6 protein-coding genes are annotated in these 6,536 nt (G+C 68.9%); all 6 read left to right on the top strand.

The window, feature by feature from the left end:
- Nucleotides 1-575: 575 nt before the first annotated feature.
- Complete coding sequence (locus ACT535_RS19985; RefSeq protein WP_476365750.1) at nt 576-1,010, top strand: response regulator transcription factor; 435 nt, start codon at nt 576-578, stop codon at nt 1,008-1,010.
- Between the two features lie 6 nt (nt 1,011-1,016).
- Nucleotides 1,017-1,454: an ArsC/Spx/MgsR family protein gene (locus ACT535_RS19980; protein WP_476365749.1), complete on the top strand. Its 438-nt coding sequence runs from the start codon at nt 1,017-1,019 to the stop codon at nt 1,452-1,454.
- Between the two features lie 2 nt (nt 1,455-1,456).
- On the top strand, nt 1,457-3,124 hold the full coding sequence (locus ACT535_RS19975) for a SagB/ThcOx family dehydrogenase (RefSeq protein WP_476365748.1): 1,668 nt from the start codon (nt 1,457-1,459) through the stop codon (nt 3,122-3,124).
- Between the two features lie 32 nt (nt 3,125-3,156).
- Complete coding sequence (locus tag ACT535_RS19970; protein WP_476365747.1) at nt 3,157-3,954, top strand: ankyrin repeat domain-containing protein; 798 nt, start codon at nt 3,157-3,159, stop codon at nt 3,952-3,954.
- A 94-nt stretch (nt 3,955-4,048) separates the two neighbouring features.
- Nucleotides 4,049-4,891: a ModD protein gene (modD, locus tag ACT535_RS19965; RefSeq protein WP_476365746.1), complete on the top strand. Its 843-nt coding sequence runs from the start codon at nt 4,049-4,051 to the stop codon at nt 4,889-4,891.
- Nucleotides 4,892-5,287: 396 nt separating this feature from the next.
- Complete coding sequence (gene nifV, locus ACT535_RS19960) at nt 5,288-6,535, top strand: homocitrate synthase (RefSeq protein ID WP_476365745.1); 1,248 nt, start codon at nt 5,288-5,290, stop codon at nt 6,533-6,535.
- Nucleotide 6,536: the final 1 nt, after the last annotated feature.

Genomic DNA, 6,536 nt, shown 5'->3' with positions numbered 1-6,536 from the left:
TGGTGGACTTGCCGATGCCACCCTTGCCGTAAAACGCGATCTGTCGCAGCGAAGCCATCTTGCTCTCCTTCGAACCTACTTTGGAAGACCACCGCGCGAATTGGCGCGAGGCCGTTTCTCTCGTCAGCAATATCGATCGGAAACGCCCCGCGGGTTACGGGAAGGAGCGCATCGCTGGCAGCCGGCCTAGGCGTGCACTCAGCCCTCACTCGCTGTTGCGCCATGACACCAGCAACCAGCGTGCCAGTCGGTCCGATGCCCCGCAGGTCTTTGATCTCAATCAAATTCCGGGGCTTTTCGGGGGCCTGTCTTGGCCTTTCGGATGGTGTGTCGAACCTGACAGGTGCGGGTCGTGTGTCGGGATTGGAACACTCCCTGTCCGCTCTACACGCCGGCGCCGGAGTAACCCCGCCGAATACTGTCGTTGCCGGCGAGGAACGGAACTTGCTTGACGGTCAAATAGCCCGCTCGCGCGCGGACGGCCGAGTTTTTGAACCCGGTTCGCTGCAGCAGGCGGGCCGCGCCGACGACGGGGATCGGCGCGCGATAAACGCAAGCAATGAGCGAGGCGACAGATGCAGATCGGCGTTGAGACGTCCAAGGCGGTGGACCAGCGGCGTGTCTTCGTGGTGGACGAGGACGAGATCACCCGCGCGGCGCTTCAGTTCATGCTGCACGACGAGATCGAGACTCACGAACTCGCCACCCCCGAAGAAGCTTACGAGAAGGGTCAGGGCTGGCTCATGCCGCACGTGATCCTGCTCGGCGTCGGCCTGCTGAAGGCGCGGGGCGATGCGCTGATCGGCGAGATGAAGACGAAGTTTCCCGGCGTGCGCATCCTCATCGTCACCGACAAGTCGGAAGAGGCGGTGGCGGTGAGCGGGCTCAAGGCCGGCGCCCATGGCGCGGTGGTCAAGCCGCTCACGCTGGAGGGCGTGCGCAAGAAGGTGGATACGGTGCTCGGCCGTGACGGCGGCGCGCAGCTCGTGCAGCTTTCCGTGCTGAAGTAGCCGCCCGTGGCCCATGTCACCTTTTGGGAGAAGCCGGGCTGCGGCACCAATGCCCGGCAGAAGCTCGCCCTCGCCAATGCCGGCCATACGCTGGACGTCCGCAGCCTCCTGACCGAGCCGTGGACGGCCGAGCGCCTGAAGGCCTTTTTCGGCGCGACGCCGGTCGCCACCTGGTTCAATCCGGCGGCGCCGAAGGTGAAGTCGGGTGAGGTGAAGCCGGAAGCGGTGGAGGCGGAGGCCGCCATCGCGCTGATGCTGGCGGAGCCGCTGCTCATCCGCCGCCCCCTGGTGGAGGTGGAGGGCGTGCGCTGCGCCGGCTTCGACCGCGAGCCTGTGACCTCGCTGCTGGGTCCCGTCGCGCCGGGAGCGAGGCCCCTGGAAGGCTGCTCCCATCCCGGCGAGGCCCATCCCTGTCCCGACCCTGGTGAACGGAAGGCATCCTGACCATGAACGCGCTGCTGCCCCCCGCGCGTCCCTTCGAGGCGGCGCTGGCCTATCACGCCCGCACCAAGCACGGCCTGAAGGGCTACGCCGCCGGCCCCGAGACGCTGGACTGGGACATGCAGCCCAATCCGTTCCGCGAGTATGAGGGCGCACCGCGCACCGCCTTGCCCCTGGCGGCGGAAGATCTTGACGTCTCCTTTGCGCAGATGATCTCGGGTGGTGGTGTCGTGCCCGCGCCGCTGGACCTTGCCGGCGTAGCTTTGCTGCTCGAACTCTCCTTCGGCCTTGCCGCCTGGAAGCAGCTCGGCCCCGACCGCTGGGCGCTGCGCTGCAATCCTTCCAGCGGCAATCTACATCCCACCGAGGCCTATGTGATCGCCGGGCACATCGCGGGCCTCGCGGACGGCGTCCATCATTATGTCAGCCGTGACCATGTGCTGGAGCAGCGCTTCGCGCCGCCCGGGCCCGACGTGGTGGCGGTGGCGAGCGCCTCCGGCTTCGCCGTGGAGAACCGGTTCGGGTCGGATGGCGGGGCGCCGTCGCTGTTTCTCGCGCTGTCCTCCATCCATTGGCGCGAGGCGTGGAAATATGGCGAGCGGGCCTTCCGCTATTGCCAGCTCGACCTCGGCCACGCTCTGGCCGCCGTGCGCTATGCCGCCGCCTGCCTCGGCTGGACGGTGCGTCTCGTCGAGACTGCGACAAGCGCCGACATCGCCCGCCGCATCGGCCTCGACCGGGCGGCGGACTTTGCCGGGGCGGAGCGCGAGGATCCCGACATGCTGATCGCGCTGGCGCCGGCCGGCGGCGATATGCACGCCCTTCCGCCGGTCCCGTTCGGCGGGCGCTGGATGGGGAAGGCCAATGTGCTCGACCGGCATCCGCTCTATCGGTGGCCGGTGATCGATCAGGTGAGTCTCGCGACGCATCGCGATCGCGCCGCTGCCGAGGCGCCTCGACCGGCTCCGGTCCTTCCGGCGCGCGATGTCGGAAACGACGCGCGGGCGGCCTCCGTCATCCTCGGCCGGCGCAGCGCCCAGCGCTTCACGGCCAAGGGCAGCATGATGCCCAAAGAGGTGTTCCTCGGCCTCATCGACGCGCTGCTGCCGCGCGCGTCTGCGCCGTTCGATACGTGGGACTTCGAGGCCCACGTCCACCCGCTGCTGTTCGTGCATCGGGTGGAGGGGCTCGCGCCCGGCCTTTACGCCTTGCCGCGACGGGACGGGGTGATCGCGGATCTCAAGGCCGCGCTGCGCTCCGATTTCACCTGGGAAAAGCCGGAGGGCGTGCCGGCCCACTTGCCGCTATACCGTCTGGTGGAAACCGACTGCCGCGGCATCGCCCGCACCGTGAGCTGCCATCAGGCCATCGCCAGCGACAGTTCCTTCGCCCTCGCCATGCTGGCGGAGTTCGAGCCGCTGGTGACGGCGGAGGCGTGGCGCTACCGCCAGCTCCATTGGGAGGCGGGGATGATCGGCCAGTCGCTCTATCTGGAAGCGGAGGCGGCGGGCTTCCGCGGCACCGGCATCGGCTGCTTCTTCGACGACGATTTGCACCAGCTGCTGGGGCTCGAAGGCGCCGCCTTCCAGTCCATCTACCACTTCACTGTCGGGCGCGCCGCCGTCGACGACCGCATCACCACCGAGCCGGCCTATCCCGGCCGGGGCGACTGAGCGGGATCGGCGCCGGATTGGGAGAGACCATCATGAGACAGCGCACGCCCTTCCGCCGCATCGGCGTCGCGGAGGCGGTCGCCATCGTCGGCACGGGCAAGGCCCTGCTGCTCGATGTGCGCGACCCCAATTCCTACGCCGCCGGCCATGTGGAGGGCGCGCGGAACATGGCGTTCGGCAATCTCGGCGACATCATCGGCACCACGCCGAAGCCGACGCCGGTGGTCATCTATTGCTATCACGGCAATGCCAGCCAGGAATATGCGCAGGCCTTGTCGGATTTCGGCTTCTCCGACGTGACGAGCGTGGACGGAGGCTATGAGGCCTGGTTCAATCACGCGCAGGCGCAAACGCCCGCCGCCGCGCTCGACCCCGCGCTCTCGACCTGGATCGTAAGCCGCGGCTTTCCGCCGGATGGGCTGAACGCCACCGCCGAGAACGGCATGACGCCGCTGATGAAGGCCTGCGCCGAAGGGCTCGGCGAGACCGTCGCGGCCCTGATCGCGGCCGGCGCCGCCCTCGACATTCGCAATGCGGACGGCAACACGGCGCTGTGGATCGCCTGCGTGGGCGACCATCTCGACATTATCGACGCGCTGGTGGATGCGGGCATTGCCATCGACAGCGCCAACGACAATGGCGCCACGGCGCTGATGTATGCCGCCTCAGCGGGCAAGGCCGGTGTGGTGGAGCGGCTGCTCGCGCGCGGTGCCGATCCCTGGCCCGAGACGCTGGATGGCTTTTCGGCGCTTGATCTCGCCTCCACCATCGAGTGCCTCACGCTGCTGCGGCGCGCGACCAAAGCGGCCAAGGCAGCGGCCCCGGCCTGACGTCCAAGTGTCGCGTCGCGCTTTGTCCCGTGGACCGGGACGTCCACCAGCGCTAAGCCTCCTGCTGTATCGGGACTGAGCGAGGACAAGGCGCATGACCTACCGCTGGTGGACACAGGCCATGGTGGACGCCCTCCTCGCCGAGGACGCGCCCTATGGCGACCTGACGACCGAGAGCCTCGGCCTCGCCGGCCGCGACGCGCGGCTCTCCATGGCGGTGCGCGGCGACACGACGCTCTGCGGGGTGGAACTGGCGCGCGACCTCTTCCTCACCGCCGGCGCCAGGGCCGACCTGCTGGCGGCGAGCGGGGCAAGGGTACCGAAGGGCGACACCTTCTTTCTCGCCGAGGGCCCGGCCGGCCCCATCTTCCGGGCATGGAAGGTGGCGCAGACGCTGGTGGAATACCTCTCCGGCATCGCCACCCTCACCGCCGACATCGTGGCCGCCGCGCGGGCGGTTTCGCCCGAGGTGGCGGTGGTGACGACGCGCAAGACCCTGCCCGGCGCCAAGGTGCAGATGATCGCCGCCATCCGAGCCGGCGGCGCCTTCCCGCACCGGCTCGGCTTGTCGGAGACACTACTGCTCTTCCCCGAACATGCCGCCTTCCTCGCCGATCCCGCCGAGGGCATCGCGCTTTTGCGCCGGCAGGCGCCCGAGAAGACGGTGGTGGTGGAGGTGAAGACGCCGGAGGAGGCGGAGGCCCTTCTTCCCGCGCGGCCGGACGTGCTCCAGTGCGAGAAGATGACGCCGGACGACATCCGCCGAGTGGTCGCTTCAACCATCGAGCGCTCGCCATCTACCAAGGTGGCGGCGGCCGGCGGGGTCAACCTCTCCAATGCTGCCGCCTATGCCGCGGCCGGCGCCCATGTGCTGGTGACTTCTGCGCCCTATTGGGCGAAGCCCGCCGACGTGAAGGTGGTGATCGGCCCGGCCTGAGCGGGCGGCCCGCGGGAGACCTGTCTTTCACGGCCACAGACTGTGGCTCTTCTGCCCTCCGGCGTGATTTCGGCGACGTCGGCCAAGAAATGCCCGCACGCAGACAGGCCGCTACGTAGTTATACGTATGTTCGATTCCGACAAGACGGTGTGTCGCACGGGTCTCGTCTGTCGCGATCCTGTCGAACCTCGGACACGCTGCCGGGCTGTCGGCTTTGCGACAGATTCGCGATGCCCGGTTTTCATCGATTCCAGAATGACTTGCGGGGGTGGCATGGGCTTTGCGTGACCTTTGCCGGGCGCTGCTGCGCGAGGTGGTCGGGATCGACGATCCGGCTCACCTGAGGCGCGGTTCAGCACCAGGGCCCTAGGGCCACGGGACTTGAGGAAGACACCATGCTCGCGAAGTCTCCATCGGTGACATCTGGGCGCTCCGGCCGGGCCTCGGCGGAGGCTGGCGGTTCGGCGAAGGGGGCTGCGGCCACCCGCACGGTCTTCCTCAACGACACCACGCTCCGAGACGGCGAGCAGGCACCCGGCGTCGCCTTCACCCGCAAGGAGAAGATCGAGATCGCCGAGGCGCTGGCCGCCGCCGGCGTGCCCGAGATCGAGGCCGGCACCCCCGCCATGGGTGACGAGGAGATCGAGACGCTGCGCTCCATCGTCTCCCTCAAGCTGCCGCTCCGCGTCGCCGCCTGGTGCCGCATGAGCGAGGAGGACCTGTTCGCGGCCGTCTCGGCCGGGGTGAGCTACGTCAATCTCTCCATCCCCACCTCCGACCGCCAGCTTCAGGGCAAGCTGAACCGCGATCGCGAGTGGGCGCTGACGGCGCTCAAGCATGTGGCGACGCTCGCCACCAAGCTGGGCTTCACCGTCGCCATCGGCTGCGAGGACGCGTCCCGCGCCGATCCGGACTTCCTGTGCCGGGTGGCCGAGGCGGCGCGGGAGGCGGGGGCGTTCCGCCTGCGTCTCGCCGACACGCTGGGCGTGCTCGACCCCTTCTCCACCTATGCGCTGGTGCGCCGGGTGGCCAATGCGACGGACCTCGAGATCGAGTTCCACGCCCATGACGACCTCGGCCTTGCCACCGCCAACACACTCGCCGCCGTCACAGGCGGCGCCCGCCATGCCAGCGTGACCGTGGTCGGGCTCGGCGAGCGCGCCGGCAATGCGGCGCTGGAGGAGGTGGCCATCGCGCTGCGCCAGACCGCCCGCGCCGAAAGCGGCATCGATCCCCGCGCCCTGCGCCCGCTGGCCGAAAAGGTGATGGCCGCCGCCGGCCGCCCCATGCCGCGGACCAAGGCCATCGTGGGCGAGGATGTGTTCACCCACGAAAGCGGCATCCATGTCGCCGGCCTGCTGAAGGATCGGGGCACCTACGAGGCATTGAACCCCGAGCTTCTGGGCCGCTCCCATCGCGTGGTGCTGGGCAAGCATTCCGGCCTCGCCGCCGTGTCCAAGGCCCTCGCCGACGAGGGGCTGACCGTGGACGAGGCGCGCGGTCGCGCCATCCTCGCCCGGGTGCGCGACTTCTCGGTCCGCACCAAGGAGACGGTGACGCCCCAGGTGCTCCGCCGCTTCTACGAGGACAGCTTCACCGAAGAGGCGCTGAAGCGCCGCCACGCAGCCGTGATGGGAGCCTGAC

This window comes from Xanthobacter sp. DMC12, from assembly GCF_056314105.1.
Note: the sequence above shows the minus strand (reverse complement) of the source record. Positions and strands in the feature narration are given on the sequence as shown.

Bases quoted from the DNA above. Each gene is read 5' to 3' on its own strand.
- ACT535_RS19975 (WP_476365748.1), top strand. From the start codon at position 1,457: ATGAACGCGCTGCTGCCCCCCGCGCGTCCCTTCGAGGCGGCGCTGGCC.
- modD (WP_476365746.1), top strand. From the start codon at position 4,049: ATGACCTACCGCTGGTGGACACAGGCCATGGTGGACGCCCTCCTCGCC.
- nifV (WP_476365745.1), top strand. From the start codon at position 5,288: ATGCTCGCGAAGTCTCCATCGGTGACATCTGGGCGCTCCGGCCGGGCC.
- ACT535_RS19970 (WP_476365747.1), top strand. From the start codon at position 3,157: ATGAGACAGCGCACGCCCTTCCGCCGCATCGGCGTCGCGGAGGCGGTC.
- ACT535_RS19985 (WP_476365750.1), top strand. From the start codon at position 576: ATGCAGATCGGCGTTGAGACGTCCAAGGCGGTGGACCAGCGGCGTGTC.